This is a genomic window from Glaciimonas sp. OK215 (genome assembly GCF_057787885.1).
On sequence record NZ_CM173544.1, the window covers coordinates 1,828,784 to 1,851,487 of the forward strand.

Genomic DNA, 22,704 nt, shown 5'->3' on the forward strand with positions numbered 1-22,704 from the left:
CAATCGAAACGTCTCAATTCATCTCTCTGTCAACATCGCAATGTTGGCTCGCCGGTTATGGCTAACCCAATAATGGCGAACGTCTCTTGGTGTAGGAGCTGGCCTGTTCATAGGCATAGGCGATTTGCAGCAGGGATAAATCCGCCTGTGCCTTGCCGATGATTTGCAAGCCCATCGGCAAGCCGGTTGGGCCGAAGCCTGCCGGTACGCTGATCGCCGGCAGACCGGCGAGGGTGGCTGGAATCGCCACTTCCATCCAGCGGTGATAGGTGTCCATGCGTTTTCCGGCAATGCTTTTCGGCCAATCGTGCCTGGCGTCGAACGGGAATACCTGGGCCGATGGCAAGACCAGAAAATCGACACGCTGGAACAGTGTGCGCAGCGACTGATACCAGGCACTACGCTCCATCGAGGCCGTGTAGATATCGGTTGCCGATAGTTTCAAGCCGCTTTCGATTTCCCAAATGGCTTCCGGCTTCATCAGCACGCGCAGTTTCGGATCTGCATACATGCCACCTGCAATGCCTGCAATGACAAATCCGCGTAGCGTCAGCCAGGTCTTCCATAAGCGCGCCATATCAAAATCGGTTTGTGCATTCTCCACCTTGGCACCGATGGTTTCAAAATTTTTCAGCGCGTCCTGACTTAGTCCCATGACACCAGCTTCCATAGGCAGGTAACCGTTGAAATCGCCCAGCCAGCCGATGCGCGCCCCCTTGAAATCATGTTGCAGGGCATGTCTGAAGATGGATGGATCGGCATGCATCGACAGCGGCGCACGGTCGTCGAAACCGGCCTGCACCGAAAGCAGCATGGCAAGGTCGGTGACGCTGCGCGCCATCGGTCCTTCATGGCCGAGCTGCTGATAAAACACGTCGGTGGCCGGCCCGAACGGCACCCGTCCGAGCGACGGACGAAAGCCGAACACATTGTTATAGGCGGCCGGATTGCGCAGCGAACCCATCATGTCGCTGCCATCGGCTACCGGCAGCATCCGGAGTGCCAGCGCTACCGCCGCACCGCCGCTGCTGCCGCCGGCGGTTTTGGTCTGGTCGTACGCGTTGTACGTGGTGCCGAACACGCTGTTGTAGGTATGCGATCCCAGGCCGAACTCCGGCGTGTTGGTTTTACCGATCAGGATGGCGCCGTTGCGCCGCACCCGCTCGACAATGATTGCATCGATCTTCGGAATATTATTTTTGAGAATCGGCGATCCCATCGTCGTCACGATCCCTGCTGTCGCGGACAAATCCTTGGGCGCTTGCGGAAAGCCATGCATCCAGCCCAGATACTGACCTTTGGCCAATTGGCTATCGCGCTCCTGCGCCTGGCGCAGCAGGCCACACCGGCCCTGCAGCGACACAATCGCATTCACCTTGGGATTGTAGAGATCGATCTGCGCCAGATACGCTTGCATGACCTCTTTGCAAGAAACCCGGCGCGCGCGAATCGCATCGGCAAGCTCGACTGCCTGCAGCTCGACCAGATCGCTCGCATTGCCTGTCGATACGCGAACCTGCTGTGCCCCCGGCTTGTGATCCTCCGGGTTGTCTGCTGAGTTTGGATGCATGGTGTGCTCTTTCATGGGGTGGGAGTCGAAGCGAAAAATGGCTGAGCGTGGACTGTGGCGTCAAACGGGGTGCCGCCGGGACTTGTACGGATACCTGAGGCGAGGCGTGTCCAGGGAAGGTCGGCGGGATCGGCGATAAACGGCCCAGGTGCTTTTGCGACCAGAATCGTTTCGGCAATCGGCTGAAAATCGGCACGGAAGTGGACCGAACTCTTGTTCACCAGAATTTTCATCTGTTCCGGCTGGACGCCGCCAAGGCGGTAGAGATTGCGATCCTGCATGGGTGCCTTGATCGCGCTGACAACGACGCGGATATCGTCGATTTTCAGGCATGCGACCAGCCCCAGTTCCATCTTCATGCCACGCATCATCGGACCGTCCAGTCGGCAACTGCCATGCGACAGGTGTTCGACGTAGAACGTCGCGTGCAGCGGTTCGTCTCCGGGCACGCCCGCCTGACCGCCGAGTGACAGGGTGATTTCACTGCCGACACCGGCTTCGTGTGCGCGCGCCGCCGCGCGCGGATCAACCATCAGGCCAAGCGCCGCGCCTTGTGCGCCGCAACGGATCAGCGCACGCAACATACCTGTCGTGTTGGAATTCCCGCCCGCACCGGGATTATCTTGCGTGTCGGCGATAATCACCGGACGTGTGGCGTTGGCCGCGATGCGCTGCGCTTCCTTGACTGCTGCGTCGGGTTGATAGAGTGCCACCGACCATTCGGTTTCACGGCTGAGCAATTCCTGGTACAAGATAGCGACTGCTCGTTCAAGATCGGCCTGGTTGTGCGCATACCCCCACAGCACCGGCCCGCATTCGGGAAAGTCGGCGGCCGGAAAGCCGGGGGCAAATGAGAGTGATGCGCCGGTGCGCCGTTCGAGCGTTGCGAGCTGCTGGTATACATCGCACGCGGGTGCCAGCAATGTACACATGGCATTGATGGGAATCAGGAAAGGCAGCCGGCGGGCCACACGATGCAACTTCCTGCCATCGCTGGCGAGTCCTGTCAGGAAGGCGGCGGCGCGTGCACCGGTCGCGGCCATATCGACGTGCGGGTAGGTGCGGTAGGCGATCAGGCCATCGGCATTCTGGAGCATCCGGGCGGTCACGTTGGCGTGTAAATCCAGGCTCGCAACGATCGCTACGCGCGGACCGACAACCTGCCGCAGCCGCTCAAGCAATTCACCCTCGCCGTCGTCCAGGTGTTCGGCGACCATGGCACCATGCAGATCCAGATAGATCGCGTCGCATGCCTGCGTGCGCGCCGCAGCCACGATTTCCCCGGCGATGCACTCGTACGCATCTTCGGTGACCTGTGCGGACGGACTGGCGCCCGCCCAGATCACCGGTATCAAATCGTGCTGTTGCATCGCATTGATAAAGCCGCCGATGGGAATATTCACGTCGCGCAGCGCGAACATATCGTTGCCGCGCGACAGAGCGGGGAAGCCTTCGCCGCGAATGAAATTTTCATACGCGGCCTTGGACGGCGCGAAGGTGTTGGTCTCGTGCTGAAATCCTGCAATCAGTATGCGCATAAACAATCCTTCGGGTTCAGTGCAGTGTAGTCTCGGGCGCTTTGCGGCTGCCGGAGGCCTCGGTTTGACGCCAGCCGGCGCGCTGTGGCAGCGCGACCGGTGCGGACATGCGATTGAGCACGATCGCAATGCCGCCCAGGACCAGCAATCCGACCATCACGAACAGGCCGGCGTTCATGCTGCCATAAGTTGTTTTAGCCCAGCCGATGATGAGTGGGCTCACAAAACCGCCGAGCAACCCGATACTATTGATGAGCGCGATCCCGCCTGCGGCCGCATCGCCTTTCAGATAATCGGATGGCATTGCCCAAAACACGGTATAGGAAGACCATACGAAGGCGGTTGCGAGGCTCATGCACACCAGGAACAGCACGAAATGATCGGCCGCCAGCGTTGCTATCCCGAGCGTCAGCGCGCTCAGAAAAGCCGGCACCGCACAGCACCAGCGCCGCTCGCGGTGACGGTCGGAGCTGCGGGCAAAGGCAACCATGCTGATGGCTGCCACGACGTAGGGGAGGGCCGAATACAGTCCGATTTGCATCACGTCCACCACGCCGACGCTTTTCAGCATCGTAGGCAACCAGAAGCTGATCGTGTAAATGCCGCTGATCAGGCAAAAGTAGCTGAACGCCATCGCATAGATGTGCCCATCCCTCAATACATGCCGGAACGAGGAGTGCGAGGACTGGGGTGGCGTAATATCGGCGGCCAGCAATGTCTTTTCATGCGCCGACAGCCAGTGTGCCTGCGCCGGCTTGTCATCCAGCAAGAAAAACGCGATGACGCCCAATATGACGCAGGGCAGCCCTTCGAACAAAAACATCCATTGCCATCCTTGCAGGCCTTGACTGCCTGCGAACGCGGTCATCAGCCAGGTGGACACGGGACCGCCCGCCATGCCGCCGATCGGCCCGGTAAGCAACAGGATCGACAGAGCGCCAGCCATGCGCGATGACGAGTACCAATAGGTAAAGTAGAAAACCACTCCCGGAAAGAAGCCGGCTTCGAAGACGCCGAGCAGGAAGCGCAACAGGTAGAAACTTTGCTCGTCATGAATGAACAGCATCGACGCCGAGGTCAAGCCCCACAACACCATGATCCGGCTGATCGTCTTGCGTGCGCCTATTCTGACGAGGAGCAGATTGCTGGGGATTTCAAACAACACGTAACCGAGGAAAAACACGCCCGCGGCCAGGCCATATACGGCATCGTCAATGCCGATGTCCTGTTGCATTTGTAATTTTGCAAAACCGATATTGATACGATCGAGATAGGCGAAGACGTAGCAAAGCAGGAGGAACGGGAGAATTCGCCAGTTGATCTTTCGGTAAATTGCCGCAAGCTCGGCGGCGGATGTGGTGGGTTGCGCTGTGGTCATAGTTTTGTGTCCTATGTGAAGAGCATGTTGTAATGCGAACTCGGACATGGATGATTGACGATCAGTTGCCGTTTGGCAATACTAGCGGCAGTAACTTGGCGTTGCCCGATGGGCAACGGTGTGCAAGGTCGAACAGGATGCGCAATGAACCAAATCAACCAGAGACGTATGCATTATTTCCATGCGGTGTTTGTGGCCGGGTCGATGCGCGGCGCCGCCGATCAACTGGATATCGCTCCATCGGTGATCGCCCGCCAGATCAGGCTGCTGGAACAAGAGCTTGCCGTCACGCTGTTCGAGCGCCGCGCACGCGGCGTCGTGCCAACCGAGGCTGCCGGCATCCTGCTCGAATACCACCGTGGATGTTGTTCGCAACAGGAACACCTCACAGCGCGCTTGCAGGAATTGCATGGCCTGCAACGCGGAAATGTCGATATCGTCACGACCGAGGGCTTTGCCGATGCATTGATGGATGAGGTCTTGAACGACTTCTGTCGTGAATACCCGCGCTTGAATGTCAGCGTCACCCAGGCCTCCGCCAGCGAAGTGGTGACCGCAGTCGTCGAGGACGCCGCGCATATCGGGCTGGCCTTCAACCCGCCCATCAATCCCGCCGTGCGCTGTCGTTTCACGATGGCGCAGCCGGTCTGCCTGCTGGTCAGCCGCAACCATCCGCTCGCGTCAGCGCGCGTACCGGTCACGCTGGCCGACGCCATGCGCTACCCCGTAGGGCTGATGACCGCATCCTTCGGTTTACGACAAATCCTCCAGCTGCTGGAATTCTCGGAAAGAATTCGCCTGATTCCCGCACTGACGACCAATTCGATTGTCGTGCTGAAGCGCTTTGTCGGCGGCGGTGACGGCGTCACGTTCATGCCGGCGTTCGCAACGCGGCGCGAAATCGATAGCGGCGAACTGGTCGCGCTTGACATCGCCAGTCCGATTCTTGCGTCTACGGAGGGCCGCGTGATTGTGCGCCTGGGGCGGCCGCTGCCGATTGCCAGCAATAAACTGCTGGGGCACATCGTCGCGAAATTATCTGCCTATGTTTGATGCCGCTGTGCAACGACGTCATTCATCGTTGCGCCCGCATCGCAGTCGCTTACCGATAACTCATTGTGACTGTCGCCTTCGCATTGGCGGAGCCCGCCGTGACTTTGGAGGCCGTCTGTACATAGCGTGCCGCCAGCGGAATGTCGAACGTCCCGTTTCCCGTCGTGCCGGCCTGCCACTGATTCACGTTGTCGGATGCATTCGAGTCGGGACCGTATTTCAGCACGGTGCTGTCGTGCAGCACCTGAATCGCGATTCCCGTCGCCGTCGAAGCGGGCGTCAGGGTTAACTGATCCGAACGGTTGCCCGGGGCGGTCTGGTCGGTAAGTGTAGCGAACACTGTGGTTGTCGCGTCCGGATCTCCGCCCTCACAGGACAGACCGATCTTGAACGACTGACTGGGCGAGCTTGTGCCGACGCCGGTGAAGCTGCTGGCCTTGATGGTTCCCAGCGGTACGGCAACAGACGGCGTGTTCAGCGAACATGTCGCTTTGGTAAACCTGATTGTTCCGTTAATCACCTGGTTCAGGTTCCGGCCCGGCGCAGCGTTCAGTGGCCCCCCGTCAAGTTGGAAAACACGATAGTTATTTAACGTGGCAACGCCGTTACCCGGGATTGCCCCCTTTTTTAATATGACGGTCGAATAGGTAAGGTTGAACGTTGTTTGCGCGCCATTGATATCGTGACCGGTGTAAATCAGGCCGCTTGTTTTCGTATCGGTAGTGCCCTTATAAACGATTCCAACCTCAATTCCTTGACCAAGAGCGACATGTTCAGGATTCACGACGAAAAAAATAGCTCCTCTTACTGAAGGATCCCAATCACTCCAACACAATACCCGGATGGTACGCTCGGGAGATCTCCACAGGACCGTTCCATCGGCGGCGTTCGCCGGAGCGCTTAGATTGCCCGGCAGGTTATCCGTCAACACTACGGCGTTCGTGCTTTCCTCCTTGCAGCCCAATGCGTGGCCTATGCTCGGAACGAGCAAGGTCGCCAGCAGCATGCAGACTGTTATGGATAGCCTCGCCAGTTTGATTGCCGGGATGCGGATTAGCTTGTTCATGATTTCAGTTCACCTATAAGGTTGCAGCAAAAGGCCGGATTGCGCGCACACTGTCCGGCGGATTCTGGAGAAAAAGGGTTTTTACGACGCCTGCCCCGGCGCAATCGGCAGGCACTGCGCCTCCAGTCGATCGACCGTTTCCTGACGGCCCTTGCCTTTCGGCGGCAGTGCATAAGAGATCGCACATTGCTGATCCGGCGCGCCGCCCCACTTGACGCTGAGGACGCCGGTATCGTCCATGCCGCGTGCAAACACGCGGCTGCCTTGCCCGACCGCGCCGACGCTATTGCCTTTGGCATCGAACACCGACGCTGCGAACGGCACCGGCTGGCCATTCGCCTGCAGGGTGTTGATCAGCATGGCGCGGCCGAACACGGTGTCGTACTGCAACATCACGACGGAGCCGGCGCGCGGCGCGACGTTTTGCGTGGTGGCCTTCAATTCGACGTCGGTCGGTATATCTTTCGGATCGAGGTCGACGGTATTGAGCTGATAGGGCGTCAGATACGGCACCACCGCATAGCCGCTGCCATTCACGCGCACCGCATTCCCGTTGGTGACGGCGGCGCCGGTCGCATCCGGTGCATGGACGATGCCGATGGTCTCGCCCAATGACTGCGCCAACAGCACGCCGCCCGCATGCGCCACGATGGCGCCGGCCGCGCCGAATGCGGTTTGCCGATAACCGGCGCCGACGCTGGCACTGGCGGACAGGTTCGCAATCGAGGTGTTGTACTGCAGGTTGGCATTGCCGGTGCTGCTGCCACTGTCGTTGCTCGTCCGACGGCTGGCCGATACGCCGTAACCGATTTGATTGTGGTCGCCGGCCGTGCCGGAGACGCCTGCCATCAGGTTGCTGCCGCTTTGCGGCGAGCGGCTGAAGCTGCTGTTGAACGTTGGCGCACGTGCGGCACGTCCCAGCGGCATCGACAGGCTGAAATTTATCGCGGTGTCGGAACGCCTGGTTTGCGTCGCGGCATGCGGCGACAGGTCGCGGACGCGCTGGACCGAGACGTTGTAGCTGATCTGCTTCCAGTTGTTGCTATAGCCGAGCGAAAAATTGCGTTGATCGCCGACCTTGTTCCAGTAACTGATCGCGGAACCGGTCGCGTAGAGCGCGCCGTAACCCTGGCCCAGGGTCTGGTTGACGTTCAGGTCCAGGCGGCTGCGTTGACGACCGATCGTGCCGCTGTCGCCGCCGCGTGCGGCGGCATCGCGCACCCGCACGGCATCCATCAGGCTCAGGTAGCCGCTGGTCGAATAACGATACGCCGCCAGCGAGAAATTGGTGCCGGTCCCGGTCACGTTCTTGCTGTAACCGAAGCGCACGCTTTGACCGCTGCTGTCGCCTTGCGCGTTGCGATTGCCGTGCATGGCAGGCATTGTGGTGCGTGCCGCTGTCAGGTCGGCTGAAAAAGCCCCGGCCGGGGTATTCGCGGCGCTCCCGACCAGCGCCGCCAGATAGCCGTCGGAAGCCACGCCGCCGGTATATGCGGTGAAGGTATTGTTGATGCCGTGCTGCAGTGTCGCCTGCACGATGCCCGGCTTGTTGCGCAGGCCCATTTCGCCGATCCGCCCGGCCGTGACGCTGTAGCGCGTGACACCCGGGCGCAGCAGCTGTACCGTCGCGGCAAATGGCACCGTAAAGGTTTTTTCCTGGCCATTGGCTTCGGTGACCGTCACGGTCAGATCGCCGCCATAGCCCGTAGGATAGAGATCGTTGATTTCGAACGGGCCGGGGGCGACCGTGGTTTCGTAGAGGACGAAACCGCGCTGTTTGATGGTGACCTTGGCATTGCTTTCCGCCGTGCCGCGCACCACCGGCGCATAGCCGCGTTGCGAATCCGGCAGCATGCGCTCATCGCTGGCCAGTTGCACGCCGCGAAAACGGATACTGTCGAACAGAGAGCCGCTGGTATAGCTGTCGCCGATCACCAGTTGCGCCTGGGCGGCGCTGATATCGCGCTGCAAATACGTCATGCTGCTCTGATAGCCCGAGCGGCCGCCGCCGGCAGCCCAACTCATCGAACCGCTATGCCGCAGGCGCCAGTCGCCGGCATTGATGCCGCCATTCAGACCGACATACGCCTGGGTCTGGCTGCGGCCATTGCTGGCGGTTTGATAGGTGTTGGCGGTATAGCTCAGCAGCGCTGCCGGTACGCCGCGGTCCCATTGATCCGGGCTGACCCAGCCGCGCGCCGAACGCTTCATATACAGCTGCGGCACGCTGATGTCGATCTTTTGCTCGGACATGTCGAAGCTGACTTGCGCGCCCGCTATGTATTGGTCCAGATCGCCGCAGAAAGCCGTGGCCGGAAAAGGCCGGGCCTGGCTGGCCGGAGTTTGATCTCCGCCGGCGGCTTTGTCCAGATCGACGCCCAGGCGGATCAGCATGGCGCGATCGAAGCAGGGCGCTGCGCTTTCCTTGCCCTCAACCGCGGCGAAAGTGAAATCCTCGCGGCCGCGCCACTGCCCATTCACGGTGAGATCCACCCGGTAGCTGCCGGGCAGAACAATATTGGCACGCTCAAAGCGCGATAGATCGACGGCGTCGGATTGGCCTGCCGGCGTGATGAAAGCCGGATCGAACGTTACTTGTGCCAAATCCGGCATTGATGCGGTGGCGCTCTGTACATCGGGCGCAGCCGACACCGACAACGGCGCAATGGCGAATGCCGCCAAAATGCATGCGTACCTTGCGTTCAAGCACCACGCTCGTGCGGAGGGCGCACTGGGTAAAACTGGAGATTCGGAGCGGTTAGCTAGCATAATCTTTCAATTCAAAAAAACAGCCGGTGCGCGCCACGAACCATGTCAACACTCCGTCAGGCGGGCGGGCTACGCGAGTTACTGCTCATCGGCGTTCGCCCTCGGGCATGGGAAAAAGGCAAAGGCATCCCCCTACGCCGACTCGGGCGTATAAAACAGGGAGAGGTAAAGGGATTTAGTCGCGGCGATCGCTATGATCGCTCACGATATTTCTACGCTGTTGTTACTGTGTGATGCGGGACTCGCCCGCAACCTGTCCACCGAAATCGTTGAGCCATTTATAGTGCGCCAGCACGGGGCCGGCAGGAGGCTCGCCCTCCAGTTCAAAAGTCGCCGAATCCATCGGACCCACCATGCCGCCGGAACCGACGGATTGAACAAGATGCTTGCCTGCCTTGACGCCAATCTGCGCATACGACACGAAATACGGTGTCGGGTTGGTCGCGACCAGCGACACCTTGCCATGCGCGGAAGTCAGCTTCCACTGTATTTTGTCAGCCGCTTCATTGACATCGCCTTCCAGTTTTTCCGGACGGAAAAATACTTTGATCCGGGTACGGAAAGCGAATTGCAATACATTGCTATCCCCGCCCGCTTTCGCCGGCACTTCCAGTACGTTGAACCAGAACAGTGTTTCCTTATCGCTGGCCAGCGGTTCCATGGTGTACACCATGCGAATCGCCTGGCCTTTACCGGCATCCATGCGGAACATCGGCGGCGACAGGATAAAGGGTACTTTGATGGTGTCGGGAGATGCCTGGGCATCTCCCGTATCCAGCCAGGTTTGCAATAGCGCGGGTTTGCTGCCGTCATTACTGAGCTTGACCGTCACCTCGCGATCCTGTGCGGCATATACCACACGGGTGCCGCTGATGACGACACCGGCCTGCACCGGCCCGGTGGCAACGGTCGCCGCCATGACACACAAGGCAGCCAGATATCGCGAAATGAAGGTCATGACGTTCCCTAACTAGACAAAAAAAGATGGATCAAAAAAACGCTGAGCGCTACCGATCAGTTGTAGGCAATCGAGTACTTCACAGTGCTGTTGGCAGCGCCTGCCTTGACAGCATCGGAGGTTGCGACGTATTGACCGGCATATTTCAGGACGGCAGTGTTGGACGCGATGGTGACTTTCTCTGTGTTGGTCGATGGGTCACGCAGATCCAGTACCTTGTTTTGTGCGTCCAGCACCTGGATTTCAACGCCTTCTGCGCCACCAGCCGTGACACTCAGGTTACCGGTAGCCGCGTTGATTTGCGGGCTGGTCGGTTCGAAGTAGACTTGTGCCAACACGCCGTTTGTGCAGCTGGCATCATCCGCGCCGCCCAAGGTAATGGTGAATGGCGTCGCGCCGGCAATTGCGCCGACTTTGCTCAGCGCAGATGTGCTGACGGTCGGCAACAACACATTCTTGTCGACCGAACCGTTGGCCGCGACACCTTCAATCTTGCAAGTCGTCGAAGAGATTGCGCCGGTGAAGTTGATGTTGCCGTCAGCGGCAGCAGCAGAAGAAGAGCCGACGAAGCCGGCGGAAGCCAAGAGAGCCAGAATGAGTACTTGTTTTTTCATGATGTAGATTCCTGAATGATGAGTGAAAGCTGCGATGTTTACTCAATGCGACAAACTGGTAATGCCTGTCGCGCCTTGTTATAGCTAAGCTACAACAGTGCCCATTCTAGAAATAACGAACTTATGTGTATGTCGGACAGTTCTTGGTATTAAGTAGGAAGATTTTCGGGTTCATTGAAAAGTGTTAAATCGCGCATGCGCCGCCGAGGTGTTAATAAGGCAACTTTTCGCTCGCCGACAAGGTCGCCATGCATTGCTTCGAATAAATACTTGATGTTGAATATGTTTAAGCTTAAACTATATTCACGCTGCTTGACCAGGCAGCACGCCACCCCGTAAATTGACTACCACTGACCGGAGCAGACATGACCGCAACAGCATACGTGGACACTTTTGCAAGCGACAACCTGCCGCCGCGTGAGCAGTGGCCGCAGTTTCTGTTCGATCTTCCCGAGCTGGAATACCCGGACCGGCTGAATTGCGTGACAGAGTTGCTCGATAACATGGTGCGGGCCGGATATGCCGACAAGCCTGCGATATATAACTATCAAGGCAGCTGGACTTATGCGGAGTTGCAAGAGAAGGTCGATCGCATTGCGCATGTGCTGCGCGACGAGTTGCAGCTGGTGCCGGGCAACCGCGTGTTGTTGCGTGGCGCGAATAATCCGATGATGGCGGCTTGTGTTCTGGCGGTGATGAAGGCCGGCTGCGTCGCCGTGCCGACGATGCCGCTGTTGCGCGCCAAGGAATTGACCGTGATGATCGATAAGGCACAGGTCAGTGCTGCACTGTGCGCGGCGGATTTGAAAATGGAAATGGAATTGGCGCGCGGCCAGTCCGCCACGCTGGAACGGGTCCTGTATTTCAACGATGCCGCGCTCGACGGTTTAGAGCAATTGATGGCGGCCAAGCCTGCCGCTTTCGCGGCGGTCGATACGTCCGCCGACGATGTGTGCATCATCGGTTTCACCTCCGGCACCACCGGCATGCCGAAAGGCACCATGCATTTTCACCGCGATGTGATGGCGATTTGCGACTGCTTTCCGCGCTCCACACTGCAATCTCGCGCAGACGACATCTTCATCGGCACGCCGCCGCTGGCCTTTACCTTCGGGTTGGGCGGAATGCTGTTGTTCCCGTTGCGGGTCGGGGCGGCCACCGTGTTGCTGGAAAAACTCACGCCGGAATCGCTATTGCAGGCGGTGCAGGATTTCCGCGCCACCACCTGCTTTACCGCACCCACTTTTTATCGCCAGATGGCGCCGCTGACATCGAAGTACGATCTGTCCAGTCTTCAAAAAACCGTTTCCGCAGGCGAGGCCTTGCCGGCGGCGACGCGGGAAAGCTGGCGCCAGGCCACGGGACTGGCCATGATCGATGGCATCGGTGCGACCGAGATGCTGCACATTTTTATTTCAGCCGCCGGTGACGAGATCCGGCCCGGCGCCACCGGCAAGCCGATTCCCGGTTACCAGGCCTGCGTGCTGGACGACGACGGCAATCAGGTGCCGCCCGGGGTGGTCGGACGGCTTGCCGTAAAAGGGCCGACCGGGTGCCGCTACCTGGCCGACCCACGGCAGCAAGATTACGTGTGCAACGGCTGGAACGTGACCGGCGACGCTTACAAGATGGATGCCGACGGCTATTTCTGGTACAGCGCGCGCACCGACGACATGATCATTTCGGCCGGTTACAACATTGCCGGGCCGGAAGTCGAAGATGCGCTGATGAAACATCCCGCAGTGGCCGAGTGCGGCGTGGTCGGCTACCCGGATGAAGAGCGCGGACAAGTGGTCAAGGCGTATGTGGTGTTGAAGCAGGGCGTCGAACAAACTGCGGCGACGATCAAGGAGTTGCAGGATTTCGTCAAACAAAGCATCGCGCCGTACAAATATCCGCGTTCGATTGAATTTCGCCCGTCGCTGCCGCGCACGGAAGCCGGAAAATTACAGCGCTACAAATTACGGAACAAGGAGTCGCAATGAAGATCGTCTGCATCGGCGGTGGTCCCGCCGGCCTGTATTTCAGCCTGTTGATGAAAAAGCAAAATCCGGCGCATGAGATTAGCGTGATCGAGCGCAATCGTCCTTTCGACACCTTTGGCTGGGGCGTGGTGTTTTCCGATCAGACCCTCGGCAACCTGGTGAATGCCGATGAAAAGACCGCACGCACGATTCTGCAATCCTTCAATCACTGGGATGACATCGACGTCCATTTCAAAGGACGCACCATCACGTCCAGCGGCCACGGCTTTTGCGGCATCGGACGCAAACGCCTGCTCAATATCCTGCAAGAGCGCTGTCTGGAGCTGGGTGTCAATCTCGTGTTCGAGACCGATGTGTCCGACGATCAGCAGATTGCAGCCGACTACGACGCCGATCTGGTGATCGCCTGCGACGGCCTCAACAGCCGCGTCCGCACACGCTATGAGAGCACCTATCAGCCGGATATCGAAACGCGCAAATGCCGCTTCGTCTGGCTCGGCACCAAGAAACTGTTTCCCGCCTTTACCTTCGCGTTCGAGCAGACCGAGCACGGCTGGTTCCAGGCCCACGCCTACCAATACGACGGCGATACCGCCACCTTCATTGTCGAGACCCCGGAAGAAGTCTGGCTGAAGGCCGGCCTCGACAAGATGAGCCAGGAAGAAGGCATCGCGTTCTGTGAAAAACTGTTTGCCAGGTATCTTGACGGGAATCCCTTGCTGAATAACGCTACGCATGTGCGCGGTGCGGCGATCTGGATCAAATTCCCACGGATTGTCTGCAAGGAATGGGTGCATTGGAACGCCATGCAAGGCAAGCGCGTACCGGTGGTGCTGATGGGCGACGCTGCGCATACCGCGCATTTTTCGATCGGCTCCGGCACCAAGCTGGCGCTGGAAGACGCGATCGAACTGGCAGGGTGCTTCAAGCAACACGGGGTAGCCGGCATGGAACAGGTCATGGCGGCTTATCAACAGGTGCGCGCCATCGAAGTGCTGAAGATTCAAAGCTCGGCGCGCAATTCGATGGAATGGTTCGAGAACGTCGATCGCTATACAGACATGGAAGCCGAGCAGTTCGCCTATTCCATGCTGACCCGCAGCCAGCGCCTGTCGCATGAAAATCTGCGGCTGCGCGACCAAGGCTACATCGCCCAGTATGAAAACTGGATTGCGGAACAGGCTTACGCGGGCGCCGGTTTGTCCCTACCCGACGACAAAGCGCCGGATCGTCCCGGCGTGCCGCCGATGCTGACCCCGTTCAAGCTGCGCGGCGTGACCCTCAAGAATCGTATCGTGGTGTCGCCGATGGCGCAGTATTCAGCCCATGACGGCGTGGCGGGCGATTACCACCTGGTGCATCTGGGGAGCCGCGCGATGGGCGGCGCCGGCCTGGTGTTTGCCGAGATGACCTGCGTGTCGGCCGATGCCCGCATCACGCCGGGCTGCCCCGGCATGTACACGCCGGAACATACGCAAGCATGGAAACGCATCGTCGATTTCTTTCACACCAATTCGGATGCGAAAATCGCGCTGCAACTTGGTCACGCCGGCCCCAAAGGCTCGACCCGGCTCGCCTGGGAAGGGATCGACCAGCCGCTGGAAAGCGGTAACTGGCCGCTGATTGCCGCTTCCGCGCAGCAGTATGTTGAAGGCGTGTCGCAGACCGCACGCGCAGCGACGCCCGCAGACATGGAGCGGATCCAGGCCGATTTCGTGCGCGCCACAGAAGAAGCCGCCAAGGCCGGCTTCGACTGGCTGGAGCTGCATTGCGCGCATGGCTACTTGCTGTCCACCTTTATTTCGCCGCTGACCAATCAGCGCGCCGATGAATATGGCGGCTCGCTGGAAAACCGCTGCCGTTACCCGCTCAGGGTGTTCGCCGCGATGCGCGCGGTCTGGCCGCAAGACAAGCCGATCAGTGTGCGGATTTCCGCGCATGACTGGGTCGAAGGCGGGATCACGCCGGATGACGCGGTGGCCATTGCCAGGTTGTTCAAGCAAGCCGGTGCGGACATGATCGATTGTTCGTCCGGGCAGGTCAGCAAGAAGGAACAACCGGTGTATGGCCGCATGTTCCAGACGCCATTTTCCGACCGCATCCGGAATGAGGCGGGGATTCCCACCATTGCTGTCGGCGCCATCTTCGAAGCCGACCACGCGAACAGCATCATCGCCGCAGGCCGTGCCGATTTGTGTGCGGTGGCAAGGCCGCATCTGGCGAACCCGGCATGGACGCTGACCGAGGCCGCCAAAATCGGTTATCTGGGCATGGAATGGCCCAAGCAATATTACGCGGCCAAGGTGCAACTGGAGCGCAATCTCGAACGCGAGAAGCAAGTCGCCGCTGCGAATACCGGTCTGACACCGCAACAGATTGCGGCAAAATTGCTGGAGGGCTGAGGATGTTATCCGATAAAACATTGACAGGCAAACACGCGCTCGTCACCGGGGGCGGTCGCGGGATAGGGGCAGCGATTGTGAGCGCATTGCTGATGCATGGCGCGCGCGTGACGCTGCTGGGGCGCAATGAAGCGATCCTGGCCGGGACCGTGCAAAAACACCGGGCGTCGGGTGAGTTGGACTATGTAGCGGCGGACATCACCTCGGCGGCGTCGGTAGCGACGGCATTTGCGCGCGCTGTCGAACGTTTCGGCCGCATCGACATTCTGGTCAACAATGCCGGCCAGGCGAGCTCCGCACCGTTCGTAAAAACCGATGAGGCCTTGTGGCAGCAAATGCTGTCGGTCAACCTGACCGGCACCTTCCACTGCACGCAGGCGGCACTGCCGGCCATGCTGGAGGCGGGCTGGGGCCGGATCGTGAATGTCGTCAGTACCGCCGGCCTGACCGGCTACAGCTATGTTGCTGCATACTGTGCAGCCAAGCATGGCGTGATCGGCCTGACCCGTGCGCTGGCACTGGAACTGGCGACCAGGGGCATTACCGTGAATGCGGTCTGTCCGGGCTACACCGAGACCGACATCGTCAAAGACGCGGTAGCGAATATCGTCGACAAAACCGGACGCAGCGCCGAACAGGCCCGTGCCGAGCTAGCTGCGGGCAATCCGCAAAAAAGACTGGTGCAACCCGAGGAAGTGGCCAATGCGGTCGTCTGGCTGTGTTTGCCGGGCTCGGCTGCAATGAATGGACAAGCGCTGGCGGTGGCCGGCGGTGAAGTAATGTGAAGGATTAAAAATGACCAAGAAAATAGCCAACAAACCAGACCTCAAGATTGCAAGCAGCAGCGACGCCAAAGCGCCTGTGCAGCAAGCGGAATCGGCCCAGGTATTCGATATGGAAACGCGCCTGACGCAAGACCATCATCAATCCTTGCGCTTATGGCTGCGGATGCTGTCTTGCACCGCATTGATCGAGGGGGAAATCCGTTCCCGTTTGCGCACGGAGTTCGGGATTACCTTGCCGCGCTTCGACCTGATGGCGCAACTGGAGCGCCATCCCGACGGCTTGCGCATGGGTGAACTGTCCAAGCGGATGATGGTCACCGGCGGCAATATCACCGGGATTACCGATCAGCTGGAGCAGGAAAATCTGGTGGCGCGGGTGCCGGATCCAAAGGATAGGCGGGCCTACAGCGTCAAGCTCACTGCCGAGGGACGGCGTGCCTTCAAGCGCATGGCCTCCGTGCATGAGGGCTGGATTACGGAACTGCTGAGCGGCATCGGCGGGCCGGATAAAGAGAAATTGATCGAATTGCTGTCGCAAGTGAAGCAGCATCTGAATGAGCCCAGCGCTGAAGATCAGGAATAAGGAAAGAAGCCATGCGTTATTTACCAGGTGAAGCACAGAACCTGCCCGGCAACAGCGGCAGCTTGTCGGCATATCAGGCCAGGCATTTCGGATGCGAGGTGAAGGAGGGCGTAGTCACGCTGACCCTCAACCGCCCTGAGCGCAAGAATCCGTTGACTTTCGAGTCGTATGCGGAGTTGCGCGATCTGTTCCGCAGCCTGAGCTATGCGGCGGATGTGAAGGCTGTCGTCATTGTCGGTGCCGGCGACAACTTCTGTTCCGGCGGTGACGTGCATGACATCATCGGCCCGCTCACCAAACTCGATATGCCGGGGCTGCTGGCGTTTACGCGCATGACCGGCGATCTGGTGAAGGCGATGCGCGCCTGTCCGCAGCCGGTCATCGCTGCGATAGATGGCATTTGCGCCGGTGCCGGCGCCTTGCTGGCATTGGCTTCCGATATCCGCTTTGGTACGGCGCGCAGCAAGACCGCCTTCCTGTTCACGCGGGTCGGGCTGGCCGGTTGCGATATGGGGGCGTGCGCGCTATTGCCGCGCATGATCGGTCAGGGCCGCGCGTCGGAGTTGCTGTATACCGGACGCAGCATGGGAGGTCAAGAGGCCGAGCGCTGGGGATTTCTCAATCGTCTTTGCGTGCCGGAAGCGATATTGAGCGATGCCCAGGAATTTGCCCATGCGCTGGCACAAGGCCCCACCTTTGCCCATGGCATGACCAAGAAAATGTTGCAGCAGGAATGGAATATGGGAGTGGATGAAGCAATCGAGGCGGAAGCGCAGGCGCAAGCCATCTGCATGGCAACCAACGACTTCCACCGTGCCTACCATGCTTTTGTTGCGAAGCAAAAGCCGGTATTCGAAGGCGATTGAGAAACTATCATGGCAGATAAAAAATATTTGGACTGGCCCTTTCTAGAGCCGCAGCATCGTGACCTGGAGCATGCACTCGACGCATGGGCAAGCGGGAATATTTCGCAGCAACACGACAAGGACGTAGATGCCGCCTGCCGCCATCTGGTACGGCAGTTGGGCGATGCCGGCTGGCTGAAACATGCGGTCGGTGGTGTCGCTTATGGCGGCAACAGCGACGCCATCGACACCCGCGCCGTCTGTCTGATACGCGAGACGCTGGCACGGCATGCCGGCTTGGCGGATTTCGCTTTTGCCATGCAGGGGCTGGGTTCCGGTGCGATCACGCTATTCGGTAGCGAAGCCAACAAGCGGCATTTTCTGCCGCGTGTCGCCAGCGGCGCTGCAATCGCGGCGTTTGCCCTGTCGGAGCCGGACGCAGGTTCGGATGTCGCGGCCATGCAATGCGCGGCGCGGCTGGACGGCGATCACTATGTGCTGAATGGTGAAAAAACCTGGATTTCGAATGGCGGCATCGCCGACCTGTACACGGTGTTCGCGCGTACCGGTGAAGCAGCGGGCGCGCGCGGTATTACCGCCTTTATCGTCGAGGCCGACACACCGGGGTTCGAGATTGCCGAGCGGATCGACGTGATCGCGCCCCATCCGCTGGCTCGCATCAGATTTATGAATTGCCGCATTCCTGCCGCGCACCGTCTGGGTGAGCCGGGGCAGGGCTTCAAGGTGGCGATGGCGACGCTGGATATTTTCCGCACCTCAGTGGCCGCTGCCGCACTCGGATTCGCACGGCGGGCGCTGGATGAGGCTTTGCAACGCACCACGTCACGCAAGATGTTCGGCCATACCTTGGCGGATTTCCAGCTGACACAGGCCAAACTGGCGCAAATGGCAACCGGCATCGATGCTGCCGCGCTGCTCACGTATCGTGCCGCGTGGCTGCGCGATCAAGGTCAACGGGTCACCAAAGAAGCGGCGATGGCGAAGCTGACAGCGACCGAAACCGCGCAGCAGGTGATCGATGCGGCGCTCCAGATGTTCGGCGGCCTCGGTGTGGTCAGCGAACAACCGGTCGAAAGGCTGTATCGCGAGATCCGTTCCCTGCGCATCTATGAGGGCGCGAGCGAAGTGCAGCAATTGATCATCGCGCGCGAATTGTTGCGTGAGGCGACGCTTCCTTCCATTTGACCCGGCGGACCTCATGACATCTTCCTTCGATCCTGTTTTCAAGACCAGCATAGTGGTGCGCTTCGGCGACTGCGATCCGGCCGGCATCGTCTTTTATCCGCGCTATTTTGAAATGATCAACAACCTGGTGGAAGACTGGTGCGCGCTCGGGTTGGGGCACAGTTTTCGCAGCTTGCACATGGAGCAGGGCCTGGGTTTGCCGACGGTGCACATCGAGACCGATTTTGTCGCGGCCAGCGAACTTGGCGAGACCTTGCGCGCCGAGTTGCAAGTACAAAAAATGGGCACCGCCTCGATCACGCTGGACATCCGTTTATCGGGGCCGGACGGCAGCGCCCGGGTGCGCTGCACGCTGGTGCTGGTCTTGCTGGATTTACAGAAGCGCAGCGCGGTGGCCCTGCCGGAAGCGTTACGGACCGCCATCGCAAGGTTTTGCGCCACACAGTAACAAACAGAAAAAGCACAATGACACACCATACATCAAGCGAGAAAGGCAACATCATGGACTTCCTGCAACCGCAAGGCTGGGCACGCGCCAAAGGGTATTCCAACGGCATCGTTGCCAGCGGACGGAGTATTTTTGTCAGCGGCATGATCGGCTGGGATGGGGACGGAAAATTCCATACCGATGATTTTGCCGGTCAGGTGCGGCAGGCGCTCCTGAATATCGTGGCGGTGCTGGCCGAAGCGAATGCCTCGCCGGAACATATCGTGCGCATGACCTGGTACGTGGTGGACAAAAAAGAATACGTCGCGGCTTACAAGGAAATCGGCATCGCCTATCGAGAAGTGATCGGACGGCATTTCCCGACCATGACGGCGGTGCAGGTCGCCGCGCTGATTGAAGATCGCGCGCGCGTCGAGATCGAAGTGACTGCGGTGGTGCCGGAATAATCGCACCATGCAGTCTATCCCTATGAACCCACCCGCTATCCTCGGTATCGTCGGTGCCGGCGCGATGGGGCGCGGCATCGCGCAGATCGCCGCGCTGGCAGGCGTGCAGGTCAAGTTGTACGATATGCAAGCCGGCGCGGCTGAAAACGCACGCGCTGCGATCATTGCGCAACTCAAAAAATTGCAGGAGAAAGGCAAGCTGAGCGAAGCGGCGGTGTGCGCCGCGATCGAACAGATTGCACCGGAAAATACCCTCGACGCGTTCGCGGATTGCGACATCGTGATCGAAGCGATCGTCGAAAATCTCGATGCCAAACGCGCATTGTTGCGCACGCTGGAACAGATTGTCGGCAGCGCTTGTATCCTGGCGACCAACACATCGTCACTATCGGTGACGGCCATTGCTGCCGCTGCCACCCATCCCGAGCGCGTCGCCGGTTTTCATTTCTTCAATCCGGTGCCGTTGATGAAGGTGGTCGAGGTCGTTTCCGGGGTGCTTACCGCGGAACCTGTCGCGCAAGCGCTGGCCGACTTTGCCGTCCGGATCGGGCATCAGCCGGTGCGCGCCAAGGATACCCCCGGCTTCATAGTCAACCATGCGGGACGGGGCTATCTGACCGAAGCGCTGCGGATTGTCCAGGAGAGCGCAGCGGATTTTTCGCAAGTCGATGCAGTCATGCGCGAGGCCGCCGGATTCCGCCTGGGGCCGTTCGAGTTATTGGATCTGACCGGACTCGATGTCTCGCATCCGGTGATGGAGTCGATTTACCGGCAGTATTATCAGGAGCCGCGCTATCGCCCCAGCGTCATCACCGCGCAACGGCTGAGTGCCGGTTTGCTGGGACGCAAGAGCGGTCGCGGCTTCTACCGGTATGAGAATGGCAGGCTGATCGAGGAGCCGGCCAGGCCCGCCGAGAGTCGGGTGCCCGCATGGTCCGGGACGGTCTGGGTTGCCAGTGCGGAGACCCACACGCAGTTGGCGGCGTTACTGGCGCGCTGCGGCGCAGTCGTTGAAAGCGCTGAAAAGCCTTCCGCGACGGCGCTCTGTCTGGTTGCCCCGCTGGGCGAAGACGTCAGCACCTGTGTGGCGCGCGCAGGGCTGGATGCAGCGCGTACGCTTGGCATCGACACGCTGACGGATTGCCGCGGGCGGTTGACGCTGATGCGCAATCCGGCGACCGACAAGGCGCTGGCGCAACAGGCGCAGGCATTGCTGGCGCAGAGCGGGCAAGCCGTCACACTCATCCAGGATAGCTACGGTTTTATCGTGCAGCGGGTATTGGCCGCCATCGTCAACATCGGTTGCGACATCGTGCAGCAAGGGATTTGCACGCCGCAGGACCTCGATTGCGCGGTCGAGTCAGGTTTGGCTTATCCGCGCGGGCCGCTGGCGTGGGGCGATCATATCGGTGCGCCGCGTGTGCTGACCATCTTGAAAAACCTGTATCAATCTACCGGTGACCCACGTTATCGGGCCAGTCCCTGGCTGATCCGGCGTGCCCAATTGGGTTTGTCGTTACTGCATTCAAGCAATTGATTTTTTTTCGTTTCAACTATTCAGGAGATTCACATGGCACACGCTAAAGCCTCTTTCCATTGGGACGACCCATTATTATTGACCGAACAATTGACGGACGACGAGCGCATGGTGCGCGACGCCGCGCACGCGTATTGCGAGGGCAAGCTGGCGCCGCGCGTACTGGAATCCTTCCGGCACGAAACCACCGATCCGGCGATTTTTCGCGAAATGGGCGAACTCGGCTTGCTGGGCGCCACGATCCCCACGGAGTACGGCGGCGCCGGTCTGAACTACGTGAGTTACGGCTTGATTGCGCGTGAGGTCGAGCGGGTCGACTCCGGTTATCGGTCGATGATGAGCGTACAAAGTTCGCTGGTGATGGTGCCCATCTACGAATTCGGCAGCGACGCGCAAAAGCAGAAATATTTACCCAGGCTGGCAACCGGCGAGTGGATCGGCTGCTTCGGCCTGACAGAACCGAATCACGGCTCCGACCCCGGCAGCATGGTCACGCGCGCCAAAACCGTGCCCGGCGGTTACGCACTATCCGGTGCCAAGATGTGGATCACCAACAGCCCGATCGCCGATGTGTTCGTGGTCTGGGCCAAGACCGACGATGGAAAAATTCGCGGCTTCATCCTGGAAAAAGGCTGGAAAGGCCTGTCAACGCCGGTCATCCATGGGAAGGTCGGTCTGCGTACTTCGGTCACCGGCGAGATCGTGATGGATGAGGTCTTCGTTCCGGAGGAAAATCTGCTGCCGCACGTCGAAGGCTTGAAAGGCCCGTTCACCTGCCTGAATTCGGCGCGCTTCGGCATCGCCTGGGGCGCGTTGGGCGCAGCGGAGTTTTGCTGGCATGCGGCCCGCCAATACACAATGGACCGCATCCAGTTCGGCCGTCCGTTGGCGGCGAACCAGTTGATCCAGAAAAAACTGGTCGACATGCAAACCGACATCACGATGGCCTTGCAGGGTTGCCTGCGTCTGGGCCGGATGAAGGATGAAGGCACTGCAGCGGTCGAAATCACGTCGATGATGAAACGCAACTCCTGCGGCAAATCGCTGGATATCGCCCGTATGGCACGTGACATGCTGGGCGGCAACGGCATCTCGGATGAATTCGGCGTGATCCGGCATATGGTCAATCTGGAAGTCGTGAATACCTATGAAGGTACGCATGATGTGCACGCGTTGATATTGGGTCGCGCCCAGACCGGGATTGCTGCGTTTGCTAATTGATCGCCGGCAATAGGATGCGGGACTGCGCTAGCTTGGAAACCTGGCGCGGTGGGCCATTGACCTGCGCCGAAAGCAATGGCGACGTCCACCGGCTCTCCGCGAATATCGAATTCGTTCTGAGACGTCACGATCCGCACATCCAGATTCGGCACCAGTTCGCGCAGGGCAGCGAGCCTTGGCATCAGCCAGTAGGCGGCGAAACCGAAGTCGGTCGCCACCGTCAGCACCTGGCGGGTACGGCGCGACCGGATTTTTGCTACGGCATCGCCGATGCCGCCCAGACGTGGCAATCAAATTTTC

Annotated in this window: 19 protein-coding genes; 11 read left to right on the forward strand and 8 right to left on the reverse strand. The window is 59.6% G+C overall.

The genetic code is table 11. The features are described 5' to 3' along the window. Window positions 1-61 precede the first annotated feature (61 nt). Genes AC3CHX_RS08270 through AC3CHX_RS08280 form a run of 3 tightly spaced genes read right to left on the reverse strand, consistent with a single transcriptional unit; the run spans window position 62 to window position 4,486 of the window. Entirely contained in the window at window positions 62-1,570 is a 1,509-nt protein-coding gene (locus tag AC3CHX_RS08270) for an amidase (RefSeq protein WP_488643564.1), read from the reverse strand. An 11-nt stretch (window positions 1,571-1,581) separates the two neighbouring features. Further along, on the reverse strand, window positions 1,582-3,114 hold the full coding sequence (locus tag AC3CHX_RS08275) for a M81 family metallopeptidase (RefSeq protein WP_488643565.1): 1,533 nt from the start codon (window positions 3,112-3,114) through the stop codon (window positions 1,582-1,584). 10 nt (window positions 3,115-3,124) lie between these two features. Further along, window positions 3,125-4,486: an MFS transporter gene (locus tag AC3CHX_RS08280; protein ID WP_488643566.1), complete on the reverse strand. Its 1,362-nt coding sequence runs from the start codon at window positions 4,484-4,486 to the stop codon at window positions 3,125-3,127. A 144-nt stretch (window positions 4,487-4,630) separates the two neighbouring features. Here AC3CHX_RS08280 and AC3CHX_RS08285 point away from each other — a divergent pair, with 144 nt between their 5' ends. After that, window positions 4,631-5,539, forward strand: coding sequence for a LysR family transcriptional regulator (locus AC3CHX_RS08285; RefSeq protein WP_488643567.1), 909 nt, complete (start codon window positions 4,631-4,633; stop codon window positions 5,537-5,539). Window positions 5,540-5,588: 49 nt separating this feature from the next. Here AC3CHX_RS08285 and AC3CHX_RS08290 read toward each other — a convergent pair whose 3' ends face one another. The 4 genes from AC3CHX_RS08290 to AC3CHX_RS08305 all read right to left on the reverse strand — a co-directional run bounded on the left by AC3CHX_RS08290 (window position 5,589) and on the right by AC3CHX_RS08305 (window position 10,946). Then, on the reverse strand, window positions 5,589-6,605 hold the full coding sequence (locus AC3CHX_RS08290; protein ID WP_488643568.1) for a fimbrial protein: 1,017 nt from the start codon (window positions 6,603-6,605) through the stop codon (window positions 5,589-5,591). Window positions 6,606-6,686: 81 nt separating this feature from the next. Continuing rightward, entirely contained in the window at window positions 6,687-9,311 is a 2,625-nt protein-coding gene (locus tag AC3CHX_RS08295) for a fimbria/pilus outer membrane usher protein (RefSeq protein ID WP_488643569.1), read from the reverse strand. 286 nt (window positions 9,312-9,597) lie between these two features. Next, the gene (locus tag AC3CHX_RS08300; RefSeq protein WP_488643570.1) at window positions 9,598-10,332 is read right to left on the reverse strand and encodes a fimbria/pilus periplasmic chaperone; all 735 of its coding nucleotides are present in this window, start codon (window positions 10,330-10,332) and stop codon (window positions 9,598-9,600) included. A gap of 56 nt (window positions 10,333-10,388) precedes the next feature. Next, the gene (locus AC3CHX_RS08305) at window positions 10,389-10,946 is read right to left on the reverse strand and encodes a fimbrial protein (protein WP_488643571.1); all 558 of its coding nucleotides are present in this window, start codon (window positions 10,944-10,946) and stop codon (window positions 10,389-10,391) included. Window positions 10,947-11,311: 365 nt separating this feature from the next. On the opposite strand from AC3CHX_RS08305, the gene AC3CHX_RS08310 reads away from it, so the two are divergent. The 10 genes from AC3CHX_RS08310 to AC3CHX_RS08355 are packed head-to-tail and all read left to right on the forward strand — an operon-like array spanning window position 11,312 to window position 22,404. Then, window positions 11,312-12,931, forward strand: a complete 1,620-nt coding sequence (locus AC3CHX_RS08310; protein WP_488643572.1) for a benzoate-CoA ligase family protein — start codon at window positions 11,312-11,314, stop codon at window positions 12,929-12,931. Then, complete coding sequence (locus AC3CHX_RS08315) at window positions 12,928-15,333, forward strand: bifunctional salicylyl-CoA 5-hydroxylase/oxidoreductase (RefSeq protein ID WP_488643573.1); 2,406 nt, start codon at window positions 12,928-12,930, stop codon at window positions 15,331-15,333. The genes AC3CHX_RS08310 and AC3CHX_RS08315 overlap by 4 nt, the downstream gene beginning before the upstream one ends. A gap of 2 nt (window positions 15,334-15,335) precedes the next feature. Beyond that, window positions 15,336-16,118, forward strand: a complete 783-nt coding sequence (locus AC3CHX_RS08320) for an SDR family NAD(P)-dependent oxidoreductase (protein WP_488643574.1) — start codon at window positions 15,336-15,338, stop codon at window positions 16,116-16,118. A gap of 10 nt (window positions 16,119-16,128) precedes the next feature. Then, window positions 16,129-16,701, forward strand: coding sequence for a MarR family winged helix-turn-helix transcriptional regulator (locus AC3CHX_RS08325; protein ID WP_488643575.1), 573 nt, complete (start codon window positions 16,129-16,131; stop codon window positions 16,699-16,701). An 11-nt stretch (window positions 16,702-16,712) separates the two neighbouring features. Further along, window positions 16,713-17,567 carry an enoyl-CoA hydratase family protein gene (locus AC3CHX_RS08330; protein ID WP_488643576.1) on the forward strand — a complete coding sequence of 285 codons (855 nt, stop codon included), beginning with the start codon at window positions 16,713-16,715 and terminating at the stop codon, window positions 17,565-17,567. Window positions 17,568-17,576: 9 nt separating this feature from the next. Further along, a complete protein-coding gene (locus AC3CHX_RS08335; RefSeq protein ID WP_488643577.1) occupies window positions 17,577-18,752 on the forward strand; it encodes an acyl-CoA dehydrogenase family protein in 1,176 nt (391 codons plus the stop codon). 13 nt (window positions 18,753-18,765) lie between these two features. Beyond that, window positions 18,766-19,200, forward strand: coding sequence for an acyl-CoA thioesterase (locus tag AC3CHX_RS08340; protein WP_488643578.1), 435 nt, complete (start codon window positions 18,766-18,768; stop codon window positions 19,198-19,200). Window positions 19,201-19,253: 53 nt separating this feature from the next. Then, complete coding sequence (locus AC3CHX_RS08345) at window positions 19,254-19,646, forward strand: RidA family protein (protein ID WP_488644765.1); 393 nt, start codon at window positions 19,254-19,256, stop codon at window positions 19,644-19,646. A gap of 22 nt (window positions 19,647-19,668) precedes the next feature. Beyond that, window positions 19,669-21,183, forward strand: a complete 1,515-nt coding sequence (locus AC3CHX_RS08350; protein WP_488643579.1) for a 3-hydroxyacyl-CoA dehydrogenase — start codon at window positions 19,669-19,671, stop codon at window positions 21,181-21,183. 33 nt (window positions 21,184-21,216) lie between these two features. After that, window positions 21,217-22,404, forward strand: coding sequence for an acyl-CoA dehydrogenase (locus tag AC3CHX_RS08355; RefSeq protein WP_488643580.1), 1,188 nt, complete (start codon window positions 21,217-21,219; stop codon window positions 22,402-22,404). Here AC3CHX_RS08355 and AC3CHX_RS08360 read toward each other — a convergent pair. After that, window positions 22,329-22,694 carry a LysR substrate-binding domain-containing protein gene (locus AC3CHX_RS08360; protein WP_488643581.1) on the reverse strand — a complete coding sequence of 122 codons (366 nt, stop codon included), beginning with the start codon at window positions 22,692-22,694 and terminating at the stop codon, window positions 22,329-22,331. The genes AC3CHX_RS08355 and AC3CHX_RS08360 overlap by 76 nt on opposite strands. Between the last annotated feature and the right edge of the window lie 10 nt (window positions 22,695-22,704).